The 16,967-nt window shown below is 64.4% G+C and carries 20 protein-coding genes; 11 read left to right on the top strand and 9 right to left on the bottom strand.

Annotated features, from left to right (window positions below; all coding sequences use genetic code 11):
* Positions 1-114 precede the first annotated feature (114 nt).
* Positions 115-456, top strand: a complete 342-nt coding sequence (locus QRN45_RS08875) for a YegP family protein (protein ID WP_284763004.1) — start codon at positions 115-117, stop codon at positions 454-456.
* A gap of 72 nt (positions 457-528) precedes the next feature.
* On the opposite strand, the gene QRN45_RS08880 is transcribed toward QRN45_RS08875, so the two are convergent.
* Positions 529-996 (bottom strand): cytidine/deoxycytidylate deaminase family protein, encoded by a 468-nt coding sequence (locus QRN45_RS08880; RefSeq protein ID WP_284763005.1) that lies wholly within the window; start codon positions 994-996, stop codon positions 529-531.
* Entirely contained in the window at positions 986-2,290 is a 1,305-nt protein-coding gene (locus QRN45_RS08885) for an MFS transporter (RefSeq protein ID WP_284763007.1), read from the bottom strand. The genes QRN45_RS08880 and QRN45_RS08885 overlap by 11 nt, the downstream gene beginning before the upstream one ends.
* A 547-nt stretch (positions 2,291-2,837) precedes the next feature.
* On the opposite strand from QRN45_RS08885, the gene QRN45_RS08890 reads away from it, so the two are divergent.
* From QRN45_RS08890 to fdxA, 8 genes are all read left to right on the top strand, one after another.
* Complete coding sequence (locus QRN45_RS08890; protein ID WP_078107968.1) at positions 2,838-3,446, top strand: helix-turn-helix domain-containing protein; 609 nt, start codon at positions 2,838-2,840, stop codon at positions 3,444-3,446.
* Positions 3,447-3,674: 228 nt separating this feature from the next.
* Complete coding sequence (locus QRN45_RS08895) at positions 3,675-5,057, top strand: FAD-dependent oxidoreductase (protein ID WP_241708533.1); 1,383 nt, start codon at positions 3,675-3,677, stop codon at positions 5,055-5,057.
* A complete protein-coding gene (locus QRN45_RS08900; protein WP_284763010.1) occupies positions 5,054-6,313 on the top strand; it encodes a CaiB/BaiF CoA transferase family protein in 1,260 nt (419 codons plus the stop codon). Before QRN45_RS08895 ends, QRN45_RS08900 begins: the two co-directional genes overlap by 4 nt.
* An 8-nt stretch (positions 6,314-6,321) precedes the next feature.
* Positions 6,322-7,122 carry an enoyl-CoA hydratase-related protein gene (locus QRN45_RS08905; RefSeq protein ID WP_502870704.1) on the top strand — a complete coding sequence of 267 codons (801 nt, stop codon included), beginning with the start codon at positions 6,322-6,324 and terminating at the stop codon, positions 7,120-7,122.
* 57 nt (positions 7,123-7,179) lie between these two features.
* Positions 7,180-8,112, top strand: coding sequence for a dihydrodipicolinate synthase family protein (locus QRN45_RS08910; RefSeq protein ID WP_241708537.1), 933 nt, complete (start codon positions 7,180-7,182; stop codon positions 8,110-8,112).
* The gene (locus QRN45_RS08915) at positions 8,112-8,897 is read left to right on the top strand and encodes an SDR family oxidoreductase (protein ID WP_284763013.1); all 786 of its coding nucleotides are present in this window, start codon (positions 8,112-8,114) and stop codon (positions 8,895-8,897) included. The genes QRN45_RS08910 and QRN45_RS08915 overlap by 1 nt, the downstream gene beginning before the upstream one ends.
* Before the next feature lie 59 nt (positions 8,898-8,956).
* Positions 8,957-10,432: an aldehyde dehydrogenase family protein gene (locus QRN45_RS08920; protein WP_284763015.1), complete on the top strand. Its 1,476-nt coding sequence runs from the start codon at positions 8,957-8,959 to the stop codon at positions 10,430-10,432.
* A 6-nt stretch (positions 10,433-10,438) separates the two neighbouring features.
* A complete protein-coding gene (fdxA, locus tag QRN45_RS08925; protein WP_059389976.1) occupies positions 10,439-10,756 on the top strand; it encodes a ferredoxin in 318 nt (105 codons plus the stop codon).
* Between the two features lie 2 nt (positions 10,757-10,758).
* Here the strand turns inward: fdxA and QRN45_RS08930 are convergent, their stop codons facing one another.
* The 5 genes from QRN45_RS08930 to QRN45_RS08950 form a co-directional block, all read right to left on the bottom strand.
* A complete protein-coding gene (locus QRN45_RS08930; RefSeq protein WP_284763016.1) occupies positions 10,759-11,070 on the bottom strand; it encodes a hypothetical protein in 312 nt (103 codons plus the stop codon).
* A 31-nt stretch (positions 11,071-11,101) separates the two neighbouring features.
* Entirely contained in the window at positions 11,102-12,109 is a 1,008-nt protein-coding gene (locus QRN45_RS08935; protein ID WP_264636396.1) for an isopenicillin N synthase family dioxygenase, read from the bottom strand.
* Positions 12,110-12,162: 53 nt separating this feature from the next.
* Complete coding sequence (locus QRN45_RS08940) at positions 12,163-12,501, bottom strand: VOC family protein (RefSeq protein ID WP_241708547.1); 339 nt, start codon at positions 12,499-12,501, stop codon at positions 12,163-12,165.
* An 83-nt stretch (positions 12,502-12,584) separates the two neighbouring features.
* Positions 12,585-12,875 carry a hypothetical protein gene (locus tag QRN45_RS08945; protein ID WP_284763017.1) on the bottom strand — a complete coding sequence of 97 codons (291 nt, stop codon included), beginning with the start codon at positions 12,873-12,875 and terminating at the stop codon, positions 12,585-12,587.
* Positions 12,876-12,977: 102 nt separating this feature from the next.
* Entirely contained in the window at positions 12,978-13,370 is a 393-nt protein-coding gene (locus QRN45_RS08950; RefSeq protein WP_284763019.1) for a nuclear transport factor 2 family protein, read from the bottom strand.
* A gap of 220 nt (positions 13,371-13,590) precedes the next feature.
* Here QRN45_RS08950 and QRN45_RS08955 point away from each other — a divergent pair, with 220 nt between their 5' ends.
* Positions 13,591-14,274 (top strand): hypothetical protein, encoded by a 684-nt coding sequence (locus QRN45_RS08955; protein ID WP_284763020.1) that lies wholly within the window; start codon positions 13,591-13,593, stop codon positions 14,272-14,274.
* A gap of 111 nt (positions 14,275-14,385) precedes the next feature.
* Positions 14,386-14,856, top strand: a complete 471-nt coding sequence (locus QRN45_RS08960) for an Hsp20/alpha crystallin family protein (protein WP_284763021.1) — start codon at positions 14,386-14,388, stop codon at positions 14,854-14,856.
* A gap of 14 nt (positions 14,857-14,870) precedes the next feature.
* On the opposite strand, the gene QRN45_RS08965 is transcribed toward QRN45_RS08960, so the two are convergent.
* Both QRN45_RS08965 and QRN45_RS08970 read right to left on the bottom strand, forming a co-directional pair.
* Entirely contained in the window at positions 14,871-16,355 is a 1,485-nt protein-coding gene (locus tag QRN45_RS08965; protein ID WP_284763022.1) for an MFS transporter, read from the bottom strand.
* A 168-nt stretch (positions 16,356-16,523) separates the two neighbouring features.
* Positions 16,524-16,922, bottom strand: coding sequence for a hypothetical protein (locus tag QRN45_RS08970; RefSeq protein WP_284763023.1), 399 nt, complete (start codon positions 16,920-16,922; stop codon positions 16,524-16,526).
* Positions 16,923-16,967 lie beyond the last annotated feature (45 nt).

Here is a 16,967-nt window from a genome sequence, read left to right on the forward strand (position 1 = left end):
CCGGCATCTCTACGGCATCTCACCCCCAAAAACACTAAGGGTGCTTTGCATTTTCAGTGCCTGCCGGGTACCGTCCAATAAGGACCACGTGTCTCTATTGGGGGAGGTCAGCAAATGGCAGGAAAGTTTGAACTGTTTGTCGATGCCCGGGAGCGGTACCGGTTCCGGTTGAAGGCAGCGGACGGGACCGTCATGGCCGTCTCGAAGGATTTTGAGACCAAACGAGCTGCGGTGGCGGGAATCCGCGAGGTGCGGGCATGTGCCGGAATGGGACTGATCACAGACCTGTGCCCGGCCCAGCCGGCGACGTCCGTAGCAGCACCGGAAACCTCCCCGCCGGCTTTGTCCGAAGCGGTGCCGCCACGCGGCCGGCATTGGCTCGGCCGGACCTTTATCGTTCGCAGGCGCGGCCACAAAGCGCTGGCGTCCGCTCGATGGCTGAACTCGGTCGAGTAACAATAGAAGCCGGCCAATAGCTCAGGACGGTAGAAAAGGCCGGGACTCATGTCCCGGCCTTTTCCATCGCATTTAGTAAGGCTTCCCGGCACCTGGTGGCCGGGTGGTCCACTCGGTTTCGGTGGCGCGCATCCAGGGATACGGCAGGAGTTCTTCGAGGCTGACGGTCCCCACCTCTCCCCCGGCATCGACTAGGACAGTTGCCTCGGGCCCGTAGTTCCGAAGCAGTTCCCGGCACACCCCACAAGGATTGGTGACCTGGGGCTCGCCGTGTTCGTCCATGCTGACCGCAACGGATGACTCGATGGAGGTTTCCTGCGCCATCCTGGCGTTGGCGAGGGCGCTGGATTCGGCACACACATTGATTCGTTTGGAGCCAAGGTGAAGGCCGAGGTAGATCGCCCCTGAGGCACCCCGCATGGCGGCGGCGACGCGATGGTTCTCGCTGTGATGAGCCGTGAGAAGCAGTTCACGGGCCGCCGTGTAGAGCTCCACGTCCGGCTGGCTGAGGTCAAACGAGATCAGATTGCTAGCTCCCAATGAAGATGCCGCTCTTCCGACGCGCCAGGACGTAGAACACGATGCTCAGCACGGAGAGTACTGCGACGTAAACCGGGAAGATCCACGCTGCATTCATGGACTGGAGCCAGACCAGGAGGTACGAGGCCGTGCCGCCGAAGATTGCCACGCCAAGTCCGTAACCGAGGGAAGTTCCGGCGCCACGGCAGGATTTGGGCATCAGGGAACTGGTGACGACGTTGTACAGGGTCATGTTCAGGACCAGGACAACCGAGCCGCCCAGGAGGACCGCGGCGAATCCACCGATGCCCGGACGGACGTACATCAGCATCAGGAAGACCGAAGGAATGGACAAGGCGCGGGTGATGAGGAACCACTTGGAAATCGACTTGCCGTCGGCGAGCTTGCCGACAACGAGGCTACCGACAACCAGCACCGCTCCGAGGATGGTGGTGAGGGCGAAGACGGCGGTCGCGTCTTCCTTGAAGCTGCTGCGGGCCGCGGTGGGCAGGCCCGTATTCCAGGCGTAGTTGTAGGCCTGCGCCGCTCCAACGACGAACGTGATGGCCAGTACGCTCAGCCAATGCTTGCGCACTCCGCCCCAGACGGCTTTCGAGGAGTTTTCCGCAAGCTCCTCCGGCCGCATGGTTTCCGGAAGGGTCCGGCGAAGGTAGACCACGATGAATCCGAAGATTGCGCCCACGATGAAGGGAACACGCCATCCCCAGTCGGCCATGACAGCGCCGCTGAGCATCAGGCTGCACAGGTAGCTGACCAGCGAGGCGAGCAGGATGCCCGAGTTGACGAAGAAGGAGATGATGCCTGCGACGAACCCTTCGCGACCCACCGGAACCAGTTCCACCGCGTGTGCGGTGGAAAGAGGAGCTTCAACACCGGTGGAGATGCCCTGGACGATGCGGCAGACCAGGAGGATCATGCCGGCAGCGCCGCCGATCTGCTGGTACGTCGGGCAGAGGGCGATGACGAGCGTGGTGATGGCCATCATCATGATGGACCAGAGCATCACTTTTCGACGCCCGATTCTGTCGGCGAAAGTACCGAGCAGGACGCCGCCCAGCGGACGGAACGCGAAGCCGACGGCGAAGACCGCCAAGGCGTTGAGCGTCGCGGCGGTGGGGTCCTGCGAGGGGAAGAACTTTGGCCCGATGAAGGCCGACAGGAGTCCGAAGACCATCCAGTCGTACCACTCAAGGGTGTTCCCGAGACCGAGGCCCAGCAGCCCACGGCGGATTTCCGGAGAGAGCCGGGATTTCCGGGCGCTTTCCGGGCCATTCTTGACGACAGTGTCAGTCATGATTCTTTCCTTCCTCCGCACCTTCGGGTGCGTGAGGGTACGGATCACCGGTGACATCCAGGGGGTATGGACGGTGATCGAAACTATCATTTTGGCCTGGTTCGGCAGGGCCGAACCAACTCACCTCATGGGAAGCGAATTAGCCCAGATAGCTACGCGTGCCTCTTCGTAGCGCTTTGAAGCAAACGGGGACATCCAGTCCGGAAAGGGAGCGTGGATGGCTTGCTTGGGTGTCGCAGGATCAGCAGGGAAACACGAGGGTGGACGTGGGGCTGGGTTGGGCCTTCCGCCAGAAGGCTGAATGCCCGCGTCTGTGATCGTGTTGCAAACTTCCCAACGTGATGCGACTCACTTAACTATATTGAAGATATTCACCAGGTCAATGCTTTTAGATAAATAGCCCGCGTTATGCCGCCAATGCCGGAGAGTCCTGCCCCGAGAGCGGGCTGGCGAGCGTGGCGTGAGAGAAAAGTTTCAGCAAACCATTGATTCGCTAAAATTTTTCACTATAGTTGTGTGAGTCAGCTCACCGAGAGAAAGCTGGACCATGACCAACGAGATCATCACGGCATCCTCACCCGCCGGCACAAGCGCACTTCTGGCGACTGTCGGCAACAAGGTCCGTACGATGCGCAAGGACAAGGGGATGACCCTGTCCAAACTCTCGGAAATCACCGGTCTCAGCCCGGCGATCGTCAGCCAGATCGAACGCGGGCTGGCCAATCCGTCATTCACCACCCTGGCACAGCTGGCTCACGGCCTGGACATTCCGGTGGGGAAGTTCTTCCTCGGCCAGGAAGAAACCAGGTCGCCGGTTGTCCGCAAGGCGGAGCGGCGAAACCTCAAAGGCGTCACCAAGAAGTCCGTGGGAGAGGCGGTCTATGAACTCCTGACCCCGGACCTCAACGGTGCGCTCGAGGCCCAATGGATCGTGAGTCCGCCAGGCCACGACACCAGCGCCACTCCTTTCCGCCACAGCGGCGAGGAATTCGGCATCATCCTCTCGGGAAGGAAAGACATCTTCCTCGACGGTGAGTGCTACACGCTTGAGGCGGGCGATTCGATCACTTTCTCCTCGGATACGCCTCACTGGTACAAAAACAGCTACGAAGAGGTATGCGTAGCAATCTGGGTCAACGCCCCCCACGTGTGGTGATCAGCCGGCGCTAGCCGCCGCCCGATCCCATACACGCACGGACCCTTGGACGTCCGTTCGCAAACATCTCCATCTCCGTGTCCAGGTCCCCCGGGACCTCTACTCGTCATGCCCTTCGCCAGGCCCGGTCCGCCGCATTGCATTGCTGCGGGCTCCTCCTGAGCACCTCGTCTATACCCCGGCAACCGTGCCAGCGGCATGCCCGCCGGGAAGTAAGGATCCTCCACCATGAACTCCTTTGCCACCACATCGTCACTGGAACTCAGTACGACGACGGCGGATCTCACCGCGCCCGTCATCTCCCGCTCCGATGTCCTCGTGGTCGGCGGTGGTCCCGCCGGCGTGGCCGCCGCCGTCACTGCAGCACGGTCCGGGGCGTCCGTCACCCTCCTCGAGCGCTACTCCTCGCTCGGCGGGCTTGCCTCCGGAGGCATGGTCCTGGTGCTCGACGACATGATCAACGGCCAGGAAATCACGGTCACGGGCATCGTTTCGGAGTACGTGGAGCGTCTGCAGAAGCTCGGCCTGGCCGTCGTTCCGCCTGCCGATGACCGCAAGACCTCCGAGGAACTCTGGAACAAGTGGGGCCGCTACGGCACCTTCGACTTCCATTCCCACACCAACCCCAAGCCGATCTGCTATGCCGCAGCCTTCGACCCCGACGGCTGGAAGCGGGTCTCCAACGACCTCGTCCGCGAAGCCGGAGTCAACCTCCGCCTGCACTCGTGGTTCTCCCGCCCGATCGTGGACAACGGCGTCATGAAGGGCGTCATCTGCGAGACCAAGTCCGGCCCGCAGGCCTTCATGGCGGACATCGTGATCGACACGACCGGAGACATCGACGTCGCCTCCCGTGCCGGCGCCAGCCACATCAAGGACAGCTACCTCACCACCCTCGTCTTCCGCCTCGGCAACGTCGACACCGCCGCCGCCGAAGCCTTCGAGCAGGCCAACCCGAAGGAAGCCCGCGCCATCAACCGCACCATCAAGCGGCTCCTTGGCGGCGCCTGGGAACTGTGGTGGCTCAAGACACCGATCGACGGCGTCGTCTGGTGCAACGCTCCCCACATGACCGGGTACGACGGCGTGGACCCGGCGGACATGACCGCCGCCGAGTTTGCCGCACGCGACCGGATCAGCGAGGCCGTGGAGTACGTCCGCGCCCACCTGCCGGGCTTCGAGAACTGCTTCATGCTCGACGTCGCCTCCCAGATGGGCGTCCGGCAGACCCGCCTGCTCGAGGGCGAATACGTCATGACGAAGGACGATGTCACCTCGCGCCGCCACTTCGCGGACACCGTGGCCCGCGGCCGCGATTACTACTACCCCTACCGCTCCCTGCTTCCCAAGGAAGTGGACCAGCTCCTCGTGGCCGGCCGCCACTACTCGGCCACCCCGGAAGCGCAGAAGATGTCCCGCGAGATCCCGCCCTGCATGGCCATGGGCCAGGCAGTCGGCGTCGCCGCCGCTCTGGCGGTCCAGAACGGCACCCTTGTCCGCGACGTCTCCGCGCTGGATATCCAGCAGGGCATGCGCCGGCACGGTGCAGACCCGGGCGACGTCCCGTCGTCGAACGCTACCGTCGACAGCGAAGCCGTGGTGGGGGCATGAGCACCGAGACCCTCCTCGATGAGTTCGAGGAAACCACGACGGCGGCCGTCGCCGCTGCTGCCAAACCCAACGGCATCCCTCTGCCGCTCGACGGCATCAAGATCGTCGACTTCACCCAGGTATTCATGGGACCGTCGTGCACCCAGCTCCTGGGCGACTACGGCGCGGACATCATCAAGGTGGAACGTCCGGGCGCCGGCGACATCTCGCGCAACTCGTTCCCGGACAAGGACGGCCAGGACAACCCCATTTTCCTGTCCATCAACCGGAACAAGCGCAGCGTTTCCGTGGACACCCGCACCGACGAGGGCAAGGCCGTCCTCCGCCGGGTGATGGCCGACGCCGACGTCGTGGTCAGCAACTTCCGTTCCGGCGTGATGGAACGGATGGGCTTCGGCTACGAGGAACTCAAGGCAGAGAACCCGGGAATCATCTGGGCCTCCGGCACGGGTTTCGGCCCGGTTGGACCGTACTCCCACAAGGGCGGCCAGGATGCGATCGCACAGGCGTACTCGGGCGTGATGTGGCGGCGCGAGTCGGACGACGTGAAGCCGGCCATCTACCCCACCACGCTGTGCGACTACATCACGGGCATGCACCTCATGCAGGGCATCCTGCTGGCACTGCGCACCCGGGAGACCTCCGGCGTCGGGCAAAAGGTCGAGGTGACCATGTACGACTCCATGCTCCACCTGCAGATGCAGGAGGCTTGCATGCAGCTCAACCGCGGCTACGAAGTCAACTGGGGCGCCATGCCGCTAAGCGGCGTCTTTGAAACCACCGACGGCGCCGTCTGCATGGTGGGCGGTTTCACCCCCGATCCGCTGGCCCGGATTTCCGAAGCGCTGGGCCTGGACGAAGACCTTACCCAGCGGCCGGAGTTCGCCAACCTGGAGCAGCAATTCAAGCACAAGCCGGCCCTGCAGGCGATCTTCCGGGAACGGATCGCCACGAACACCACGGAGTACTGGACCAACCAGCTCGAAAGCCAAGGCCTGCTCAACGCGCCCGTCCACACCCTGGAGCAAGCCTTGGCCGATGCCCAGACCGAGGCCAACGGCATGATCGTCGAAGCCGAGCATCCCGGCGTGGGCACCGTGAAGATGCTCAACGCCCCGATTCGCCTGTCTGCCACACCGCCTTCCGTCCGGCGCGTGGCGCCGCGGCTCGGAGAGCACAATGTGGAAGTCCTCCTGGAGAACGGCTTCGACGCTGAAACCATCGAACGCCTGCAGACGTTGGGAGTCCTCCGGTGACTGTGTCGATGGAAGAGAAGAAGATTGTTGACCAGGTCACGCTGACCATCGAGAACCACGTCGCCACGGTGGTCATCGACCGCCAGCACGTGCTCAACGCCATCGACGGGACTGCACAGGCCCGGCTCAACGAGATCTGGACCCGGATCGAAGCCGATCCCGACCTGCGCGCCGTCGTCATCACCGGCGCCGGGACGCGGGCGTTCTGCGTCGGGGCGGACATGTCCGCCTCGGCCGTGGACAAGACCGGCTTGCAGTACTGGGCGGAACTTGATCCGAACGGTTTCGGCGGTCTGAGCCTGCGCACCAGCCTGGACATTCCGGTGATCGCCCGGGTGAACGGCTACGCGCTGGGCGGTGGCATGGAGATCGTGCTCGGCGCCGACATCGTGGTCGCCGCGGACACGGCCCGCTTCGGCCTCACCGAACCGCGGGTCGGACGCTTGGCGCTCGACGGCGGCATCCACCAGCTGGTGCGCCGCGTCCCCTACACGCAAGCGATGGGCATGCTCCTCACGGGCCGCAAGGCCGAGGCTGCCGAGATGCAGTCGATGGGCCTTGTCAACGAAGTGGTTCCCGCGGAGGAGCTCGACGCCGCGGTGCAGCGCTGGGTGGACCAGGTCCTCGCCTGCGCCCCCAGTTCCGTCCGGGCCGTCAAGCAAATGGTCAGCCGGACCAGCCACTTGAGCGCCACGGAAGCCCGCGGCCTCCGGCTGCCGGCCCTCATGGCCGCACTGGACAGCGAAGACTCCGCCGAAGGCGTGCGGGCTTTCCAGGAAAAGCGTCCGCCGGTGTGGCCGGCCCGCTGAATGCAGGACGAACAGATGCAAGACACCGAACTTCAGCAGGAACGGAAGGACAATCCAATGCGGGAATCACTGACACCCGGCGTGTGGGGCGTCGTCGCCACGCCATTCCACGGCAGCACCCTCGATCTGGACACGGACAGCCTGGCCCGGCTGGTGGAGCACTATGAAACCATCGGCGCCACGGGCCTGACTGTCCTGGGTGTCTTCGGCGAAGCCGCTGCCCTGACCGCAGCGGAGCGCATCCTGGCGCTGGAAGTGGTGGTCGAAGAGACCCGTTTGCCGCTCGTGGTGGGTGTGACCTCGCTCTTCACGGGCACTGCCGTCGAAGAAATCCGTGCTGCCCAGGCCGTCGCGGGAGACCGGCTCGCAGCCGTCATGGTGCAGGCCAATTCGGCCCGGCCGGAGGTGGTCATCGCGCACCTGAACGCCATCCACCAATCCACCGGGGCCAAAGTTGTCCTGCAGGACTACCCCGTGGCCAGCGGTGTCAGCATCAGCACGGAAGACCTTATTTACGTGGTCCAGGCCTGCAAGTTCATCGTCGCGGTAAAAGCCGAGGCCCCACCCACCAGCGTGGCCATCGCCCAACTGGCGTCCGCCGTCGACGTCTCCGTATTCGGCGGGCTGGGCGGTCAAGGGCTGTTGGATGAGCTGGTGGCCGGCGCAGCCGGCGCCATGACCGGATTCTCCTACCCGGAAGCCCTCGTTGCCTGCGTCCGTGCCTGGCAGTCGGGCGGCTACGACGCCGCCCGGGACGCGCTGCTCCCCTACCTGCCGCTCATCAACTTCGAGCAGCAGGCCCGGATCGCCTTGGCGGTCCGGAAGGAGTGCTTCCGCGAGCGGGGCTTCATCAAGGACTCCGGTGTCCGGCCGCCCGCGGCTCCTTTCCCGGAGGTCCTCAGGAACGGAATGCTGACGCATCTGGCTGAAGCCGCCCAGGCATTGAATCTCTCGCTCACCCCCGCAGCCCACACAGCAGGAGGGATCTAATGGATCTCGGAATCAGCGGAAAGACCGCATTCGTCGCCGCCTCCACAGGAGGGCTGGGACTGGCCGTCGCGCGCGGCCTCGCCGCCGAGGGCGTCCGGGTGGCCATCACGGGCCGACGTGGCGAACTGGCCGAGAAAATCGCGGCGGAGCTGCAGGCAGACGGCCACAGCGCCGTGGCCGTCGAGGCGGACCTGAGCACCCTGGACGGGGTGACGGCCGCCGTCGAACGCGCCGTGGAGCTGCTCGGTCCCATCGACATCCTCGTCCTCAACGGCCCCGGCCCCAAGCCCGGCGCTGCCGCGAGCCTTGGCTCCGACGACATCGCTGCGGCCTTCGAGTTGCTGGTGAAACCGCACCACGCCCTTGTCTCTCACATCCTGCCGGGAATGCGGGAGCGGCGCTGGGGACGGATCCTGGCCATTGGATCCAGCGGAGTCGTGGCGCCCCTGCCCAACCTCGCCGTCTCCAACACGGGCCGCGCTGCCTTGGCGGGCTACCTCAAGACCCTTGCGGCGGAAGTGGCCCTCGACGCCGTCACGGTCAACATGCTCTTGCCTGGCCGCATAGCCACCGAGCGCGTCGCCGAACTGGACCGGGCGGCGGCCAAACGCCGCGGCACCACACCGGAGGAAATCCAGCTCGAATCGCGCAAGACCATCCCTGCCCGGCGTTACGGCGAACCGGAGGAGTTCGGCGCTGCCGGCGCCTTCCTCTGCAGTGCCCGGGCTTCCTACATCACGGGCGTCGCGCTTCGCTGCGACGGAGGCCTGATCCGCAGCCTCTAGGCCCGGTCACCTCCCGACCAGCAGCCGCCCATCCCAACCGCACAAGCCAAAGGATTACCATGACTTCCACCGCCACCGAATCTGCAACGTGCACCCACAGGGATGTTGCCGCAGCGCAGCATCTGATCAACGGCGAATGGACCGGAGAGCCCGACATCCGGCGAACCAACCCGGCCCGCCCGGACGAACTCGCTGCCCTCTCCCCGCGAGGCACCGCCGACGACGTCGACGCGGCGATCACAGCCGCTGCCGCCGCGCAACCGGCGTGGGCAGCCCTTCCCGCTCCCGCCCGTGGCGCCATCCTCATGACGGCCGGCAACCTGCTCCTTGAGCGCCAAAGCGCGATCGCCGAGGACCTCGTCCGTGAGGAAGGCAAGACCCTCGCCGAAGCCAAGGGAGAGGTCAAGCGCGCCTCGGACGTGCTGCGCTTCTTCGGCTCCCTCGGCTGGGCCGCCACCGGCGAAGTACTTCCCAGTGGCCTCCCGGACACCACCATCACTACAAGGCGCGAGCCGCTCGGCGTCGTCGGGCTCATCACCCCGTGGAACTTCCCCATCGCCATCCCGGCATGGAAGGCAGCCCCCGCACTCATCAGCGGCAACGCCGTGGTCATCAAGCCGGCCGAACTTACCCCCCTCTCGGCGACTCACCTCGCCCGCGCCCTCAAGGACGCCGGGCTTCCCGCCGGAGTCTTCAACGTGGTCCACGGCAAGGGCCGCGTGGTCGGAGACGCTTTGGCACGCGATCCCCGCATCGCCGGGTTGTCCTTCACCGGGTCCACCAAGGTGGGGCTTGGACTCCAGGAAATCCTGAATGGCCGCCGGGCCCGCGTCCAGCTTGAAATGGGCGGCAAGAACGGCGTGCTGGTGCTCGACGACGCCGATCCGCAAAAGGCCGCCGCGGTCGTCGCAGCCGGCGCGTTCGGACTCACGGGCCAGGCGTGCACGGCAACCTCCCGCGTCTACGTCACCCCGGGTGTCCGCGACGCGTTCCTCGATGCCCTTGTTGCCGAGGCCGCCAACTACACCGCCGGTGACGGGCTCGACGGCGCCAAAATGGGCGCAGTGGTGAGCAGCCAGCAGTTCGAGCAGGACCAGGCCGCGGTCCGCACCGCCGTCGAACGCGGCGCCACCCTCCTCCACGGAGAGTACGACGGCGACCCTTCCGGCGCGCTGCTCTTCCCGGCCGCTGTCCTCACCGATATTCCGTTTGACGACGCCGCTGTGACGGAGGAAATCTTCGGTCCGGTCGTCGCAGTCCTGGAGGTCCCGGACTACGAGGCCGGGCTGGCCGCGATCAACGACTCGCGCTACGGACTCACTGCAGGGATCTGCACCGATTCCCTGGCCCTGTCCACGGACTTCGCCGCGCGGGCGCAGGCCGGCGTGATCAAGGTCAACCGGCCCACGGCCGGCCTGGACCTGAATGTCCCGTTCGGTGGCGTGAAGGACTCCTCCACCAACACCTTCCGCGAGCAGGGCAAGTCCGCACTGGACTTCTTCACGTGGGGCAAGACCGTTTACACCGGTGTGTAGCGCGTCATGACTTACGTGATCGCGCAGCCATGCGTCGACGTCAAGGACAAAGCCTGCATCGACGAATGCCCCGTGGACTGCATCTACGAAGGCGAACGCTCGCTCTACATCCACCCGTCCGAATGCGTGGACTGCGGCGCCTGCGATCCGGTCTGCCCGGTCGAGGCGATCTACTATTCGGACGACGTTCCGGATGAGTGGGCGGACTATGTCCGGGCCAACGTCGAGTTCTTCGAGGAACTCGGATCCCCGCAAGGAGCATCGGCGCTGGGAAACCTGGGCCGGGACCACCCTGTGGTTTCAGCGGCGCACGTCCCGGGCTGATCCTAAGCAGCCAGCCTGGCCTCGATCGCTTGTCGAAGCGATTCCAGGCTGGGCAGGCCCGAGAGGCCCCCGGCTGTGCGGTAGACCCGACACGTCATGGCTGGTTCCGCGGTGGACGGGAAGAGATCCTTCCCGTCCACCAGGAACGTGGGGGATCCGTGGAATCCGGAGGCTTCGGCCTCTTCGTCGCTCACGATCTCCCGCGCAGCAATCAGGACCGGGTCCTGTCCTTCCAATTCCACGGCCCTGGAGAACAGCTCCCGGGCGGCCGAGCCGTGCGGACAGCCCTGAATGGTGAGCAATTCGAAATCCATGGCCCCATTATCCGGCGCCGTGAAGTCAACCTCACAGCAGGTCGGCGTGGTGCTCTGCGACGACGTTCGGGTGGGCCCGAAGCCTGTACCGGAGAGCGTTGTCACCGTAGGTTTCCAGAATCGGACTGTTCGTCGGGTCAACCGACAAGCCACGTGCTTTTGCCTGGAACTCCGGGCTCACGGCAAGCTGCGGCATGGTCGCGTCAAGTGCAGGGTTGTAGAAGAAGGGAAGGGAAATCCGGTCCGTGCCGCGGAGCGGTGAAATGACGCGGTGCAGGGTCGCTTTGAGGTAGCCGTTGGTGGCCAGTTCGAGCATTTCGCCGATATTGACAACGAAGGTCCCGGGCACTTGGGGCGCGTCGATCCACTTCCCTTGGTACTCGACCTGGAGACCGCCTTTCCCTGGCTCAACCAGGAGGAGCGTGAGTACTCCCCCGTCGCGGTGCGACCCCACGCCCTGTTTGGGTTCCGGGTTCGATTCCCCCGGATAACGCACAATTTTGAGGACCGGGAAAGCCCGTGCGGCGAATGCCGCATCAAAGGTGTCCTCAGGTGCCCCGAGGGAAACTGCCAAGGCCCGCAGCAACGCCAGCGAGATGGTGCTCAGCCGTTCCGTCCACTCCGAGACAATCTCCCGCATTTCCGGCAACGCATCCGGCCACAGGTTCGGCCCCTCCAGGCGCCAATATTCGGCGACACCCGGGCCCGGTTCAACAGCATCCCGTTCGACGCCGATGTCGATCTGCTCGCGCCAGTCGATTCCGCCGTCGGTGAGCTCGCCGCCAACGCGGGTGTAGCCGCGGAACTGGGGGCTGTGCACATTCTCGATGGCGAGCTTTTCCTCTTCCGGGAGCTCGAAAAAGCGGCGCGACACATCGAGAATGGCGTCGGTCAACTCCTGCGGAATACCGTGGCCCGCCAAATAGAGGAAGCCAACTTCGTGCATCGCCTCACGCAGTTCGTCACGGAACCGGCCTGCCTCCTCCGGTCCTGCAGTCAGTCGGGAGAAATCGATCACGGGCAATGTATCGAGTGTCAATGCACTTCGTCCTTTTCATTGAGCGTCGCAAGTGTCCGCATTGTCCCGTCGCTTCAACGCGGCTGTTTCGGACGCCACACACCGAAACGGTTGCCGTGCGGGTCCAGCAGGTGCGCGAACTCGATGGCGCCGTTGTCGACGAACGGGATAGCTACGCTTGCACCGAGAGACTCGGCCTTGGCGATCGCGGCTTTAACGTCGTCGACCTGGACGTAGAAGATCGCCCACGACGTCGCCTCGAGCGAGGAGGTGTCCCACAGCCCGCCCTTGTCGCCATTCACCATCTGGTAGCTGGCAGGCGAGGACTCACCGAAAGTCCAGTCGAAAAGCGAACCGTAGAAGGCCCGCGAGCCCTCGGGATCGGGGGAACCGACTTCGAAGTAGTTCACCATGTCGACCAAAACTGTTCCTTTCCACTGCCCCCGCTGATAACCGAAGGCCGCCCGCGAGACCTGGGGGCGGCCTTTTCGAATAGCTAGGGCATCACCTTGTAGAGATCGACGACGGTCTCTTCCGGGGGTGATTCGAATCCGCCCTCGATGCCTGCCTGCATGCGGGGCATGAGAATGCCGTCGCGGAACTTCTCCCAACTTTCTTTCGACTCGTGGACGGCCATGATCGTCCAACCGCGGGCCGACGGGCCTGCGGCGTGGAAAGTCTGGCCCTCGGGCAAGAGCCCTTCTCCTGGGTGAACGGCGGCTATTGACGCCTCATATTGGTCCTTCGTGCCTCCCGGGAAGAAGTGCACGACTCCATACAGCTCCATATCTGCTCCCTGCTGGTGTTGACGGGTGTGGACATGCCAAGCAATAGACCCCGCAGCCCGGGATGTCAATGAGTTTTCAGGTGCGGGATCCGCCTCCGGGATTCAGGTCCAGAATTCGTCTGCCTTGGCTGTGTTCTCGAAGAACTCCCGGCCCTCTACAACCTTTCCGTCGCGGAGAACGAAGGAGATGGCCGTTGCAATGTCCAGGGTCTTTCCGTCGCTTTCGGCGTGGCTTTGCTGGAGCCCGATGGTGTGGTTTTCTCCGCCGACGATGTCCTGGACCGTCGCTTGGAACGTACCTTGGGAACGCGCTCCCAACTCGCCGAAATACGCCAGGATCGCGTCGCGTCCTTGCTTCGTCCCGGACAGCACGCCGCTTCCTGCTACGTGCCAGACTGCGTCTTCCGCGAACAACTCGCTGAGTGTCGCCAGATCACCGGCGTTAAACGCCTCGTATCCCCGCCGGACCAATTCAGCGTTTTCTGTAGCTCCCATGTTCGGATACCTCTCCGTCATCCTTGTCGGTCAATGGGACGGCTTAAGGCTATTCCTGGGCAGGGTGCCTGTCGATGGGAAGCCGTGAGTTCGCGGACCGCTCCAAGGGGCCCTGTCGGCAATGGCGTGGCAAGCTGGACCACAAAGGGCGGCATCGATTAGGCCTGCATGTAGTCACGAGACCCTTGAGACGCATCGGGGCCGGTGGGACGATGAAGCCGTGAATCCCTTCCTCGAATTTGTCAGCCACTTCTGGTGGCTGGTCTTCCCCCTGAGCGGATTGGCCGGCGGTTGGGCGCGGTCGTGGTCCAGGGCCAGCGAAAGGCGGCACCGCCGTCGGGTGGAGCTCTATCAGCTCAAGAACCGCGCGGCAGAAGCGGAGCACGCCAGCCAGGCCGAGGTGGTGCGGCTGCAAGAGGCACACGACGCACTGAACCGGCGGTGGCTTGACTACGAACTTGACGTCGGCAAAATCATAGACCTTCCGGTCATGTCGGATGTCCGCGAGCCGCTCACCGTGGCGTTTCTTCGGGCCAAACGGGAGGCTGACGGCCTGCGCCCGGCAACGCCGGAAGAAATCACGACGGCGGCCCGGCTGGCCGAATATCGAACGGCCGTCCGCAGCTACGAACTGGCATTCGATGTGGCGGAGCGGGAAGCCAAACGCATCAAGGACAGCAATTTCACTGAGCCCGAGCGCCAGCGGCTGGCGACCGCCAGGAAGCTGCTCAGGATCGCTTCGGACAGTGCAGCGACGCCGGCAGAGCGCCAGACAGCCTACAAGCGCGCCCGGCGCGAACTGGATGGCCTGATTGTCCTGCCCGAAGCGACCATCGCAGCGTTGGAGGAGAAGATCGCCGGGATGCTCGACGCACCCAAGGCTCCCGACTTCCACCAAAGCTGACACGCGCAATCGTCCCGAGGGGGCTACCCACGGGACGTTGCTTGGCGTAGCTTTCTTTTCATCCCGGCACTTCTGTCTTGACCCGCAGCCGGTACCTACCAGGAGGTCATCATGGACAACCTATTCGGACGCGGCGGTCGCGGCGGACTCGGTGGACTCGACGTCCCGGAGCCGCTCCGACGCTTCCTTCAAGGCGAATCCGACTCGTCGCTCCGCATCGAGCAATACCAAGAGGGGGACACGCTCGTCGTCAGGGTGGATCTGCCGGGAGTCGACCCCGAGAGCGACGTCGACATCAGCGTTGCCGACGACACCCTGCATATCCAGGCGCGACGCGAAGAGGATGCCGAACACGTGGACAAGAAGGGTTACCGTACCGAAGTCCGCTACGGCGAACGGTCCCGCAGCATCCCGCTGCCCCGCGGCGTGAGCCAGGACGGCATCATCGCAACGTACGAGGATGGCGTCCTCGAAGTACGCATCCAACTCCCCGAACAGTCAGAGCCGCAGACCACGAAAGTCCGCGTTGTCCGTAAGGGTGGCCGCGAAGCCAACCCGCCTTCGGAGGCGACGGGTTACTAGCCGGGGGCGCAAGCCTAAGGACCGTCGTCCCGCCCGTTTGGTCGGCGTACTTTCTGGAGCCGCGGGGCCGGCTCCTTGCCCTGCGGAACAGTCGCCTCCACGGGCGTGGGGGGCATTGCGAGGACGGCGACGACGGTCAGTGCGGCGCTGACAAGCACGGCGAGAAAAACCGCTGCAGAGGCGAACACGATCGCCTGCGAACTCTTTCCGCCATCCGGGCGGTCGGCGTAGATTGCGTTGGCGACCGCCCCGAAAACTGCCACACCAAGCGAACTGCCGATGGACCGGGCGAAGAGGTTGGTGCCCGTCACCACACCGCGCTCGTGCCATTCGACACTGGACTGCGCTGCGATCAAGCTCGGGGTTGCAAGGAGGCCGAGACCGAGCCCCGCCACAAAGCAGCTGCCCGCAACGAAGACGAGGTTCGGTGTGTAGGCGGTGATCGCGAGGGCCGCCGAACCGATGACGGTGACCGAGATCCCGATCAACGATGTGGTCCTGAATCCGATCCGCAGGTAGAAGCGGCCCGACTGCGAGGCGCTGATCGGCCAGCCGATTGTCAGGGCTGCCAAGGAGAGCCCCGCCGTGATGGGCGAGACTGAAAGCGCGCCCTGAAGGAACGTTGGAACGTACGACGTGAGGCCAAGCACGACCGCCCCGGCACCGAAGGAAATCAGTGCGGTCGTGGCGAGGAGGCGCCTCGAAACGACCCACGGCGGCAGGACGGGTTCAGCTGCTCGTCGCTCCACCAGGATGAACGCAACAAGCAAGACGGCACCAATGGCGAACACTGCGATGCTGATTGGAGAGTCCCAGGCCCAGGCCTGGCCACCTTCGAGGGCCCCGAGGATGGTCAAGGTCAAGGTGAACGTGAGAAGGGCGGCTCCAAGATAGTCGACGCGATGCTTTACCCGTTCGATGTTCTCGTGGAATCTTTGGACCAACATCCAGGCAGCCACGAGGCACAGCGGAATGTTGATCAGGAAGATCCCGCGCCACGCTCCAAGCGAAGAGAACACCCCGCCCAGGGTTGGGCCGACAACCGACGAGGTTGCCCACACGCTGGCGAGGTAGCCTTGCACCTTCGCGCGCTCGGCCAGGGTGTAGATATCGCCCGCGATGGTAATGGCCACAGGCAGGACGGCGCCGGCACCCAGGCCCTGCACCACGCGGAAGGCGATGAGCGCGGGCATGCTCCACGCAAGCCCGCAAAGGATGGATCCAAGCAGGAAGAGTCCGATGCCAGTGAGAATGATTGGCTTCCGGCCCGCCATGTCGGAGAGTTTCGCGTAGACCGGGACCGAGACGGCCTGTGCGAGCAGGTACGCGGAGAAGAGCCATGGGAACGAGGCGAACCCGCCGATTTCATGAACGATCGAAGGCACAGCGGTCGCCACGATGGTTGCATCGATCGCGACAAGGCCGCTTGAGAGCATCAGGGCTATGAGTATCGGGCCCCGTGTGGAACGGAAGCCTACGCCGTCGCTTTGAGTTGCCATGTCTGGGCCCGTCTTTCCCCTATGCCGCGGCGTATCCTCATCACGTTTCCGGCACCGACCTCGGCCGGCATACTTCTCTGCACCCACCATTTATCCCTGCACCCATTCAGTTAGGCGCCATCCATGGACATGAATGTCAGGGACCATTGGCCGAAGTGATCGACCCGGTCATTCGTCGCCGTCGTCATCCGCTGGCGCCGGTGGATTTGCTGCCTCACGCAGCGGTCCCACTGCCCCGTCCTTGCCGTAGTCCCCTTCGGCGTACTGTCCGATTTCCGACTCGGCTGTTCGCCCCGGAACGGCTCCTGCGTTGCCGAGGTCGGCTTCTGCGTAGCGCCCGGATTCCTTGGCCTTCTTACCCAACGGTTCGGGCAAGCCGCCTTGGCTACCTGCTGAGCCGTAGTCGCCTTCGCTGTATTGGCCCTCTTCGTCTTCGGAGTGCCGCCCGGGCTCCATTCCCGTCTTGCCGTAGTCGCCCTCGACGTACCGGCCCCGAAGTTCCGGTTCCTCGGGAGCTTCGGCTTTGTCGTCTTCAGTGGGTTCTTCGACGCCGCTGCTATCAGTCATGATCTTGCCTTTCGCGCAACGTACCTCGCGTCTCTTCGGCGCCCC

The sequence above is a fragment of the Arthrobacter sp. efr-133-R2A-63 genome, assembly GCF_030209795.1.
GTDB classification, from domain to species: Bacteria; Actinomycetota; Actinomycetes; order Actinomycetales; family Micrococcaceae; genus Arthrobacter; species Arthrobacter bambusae_A.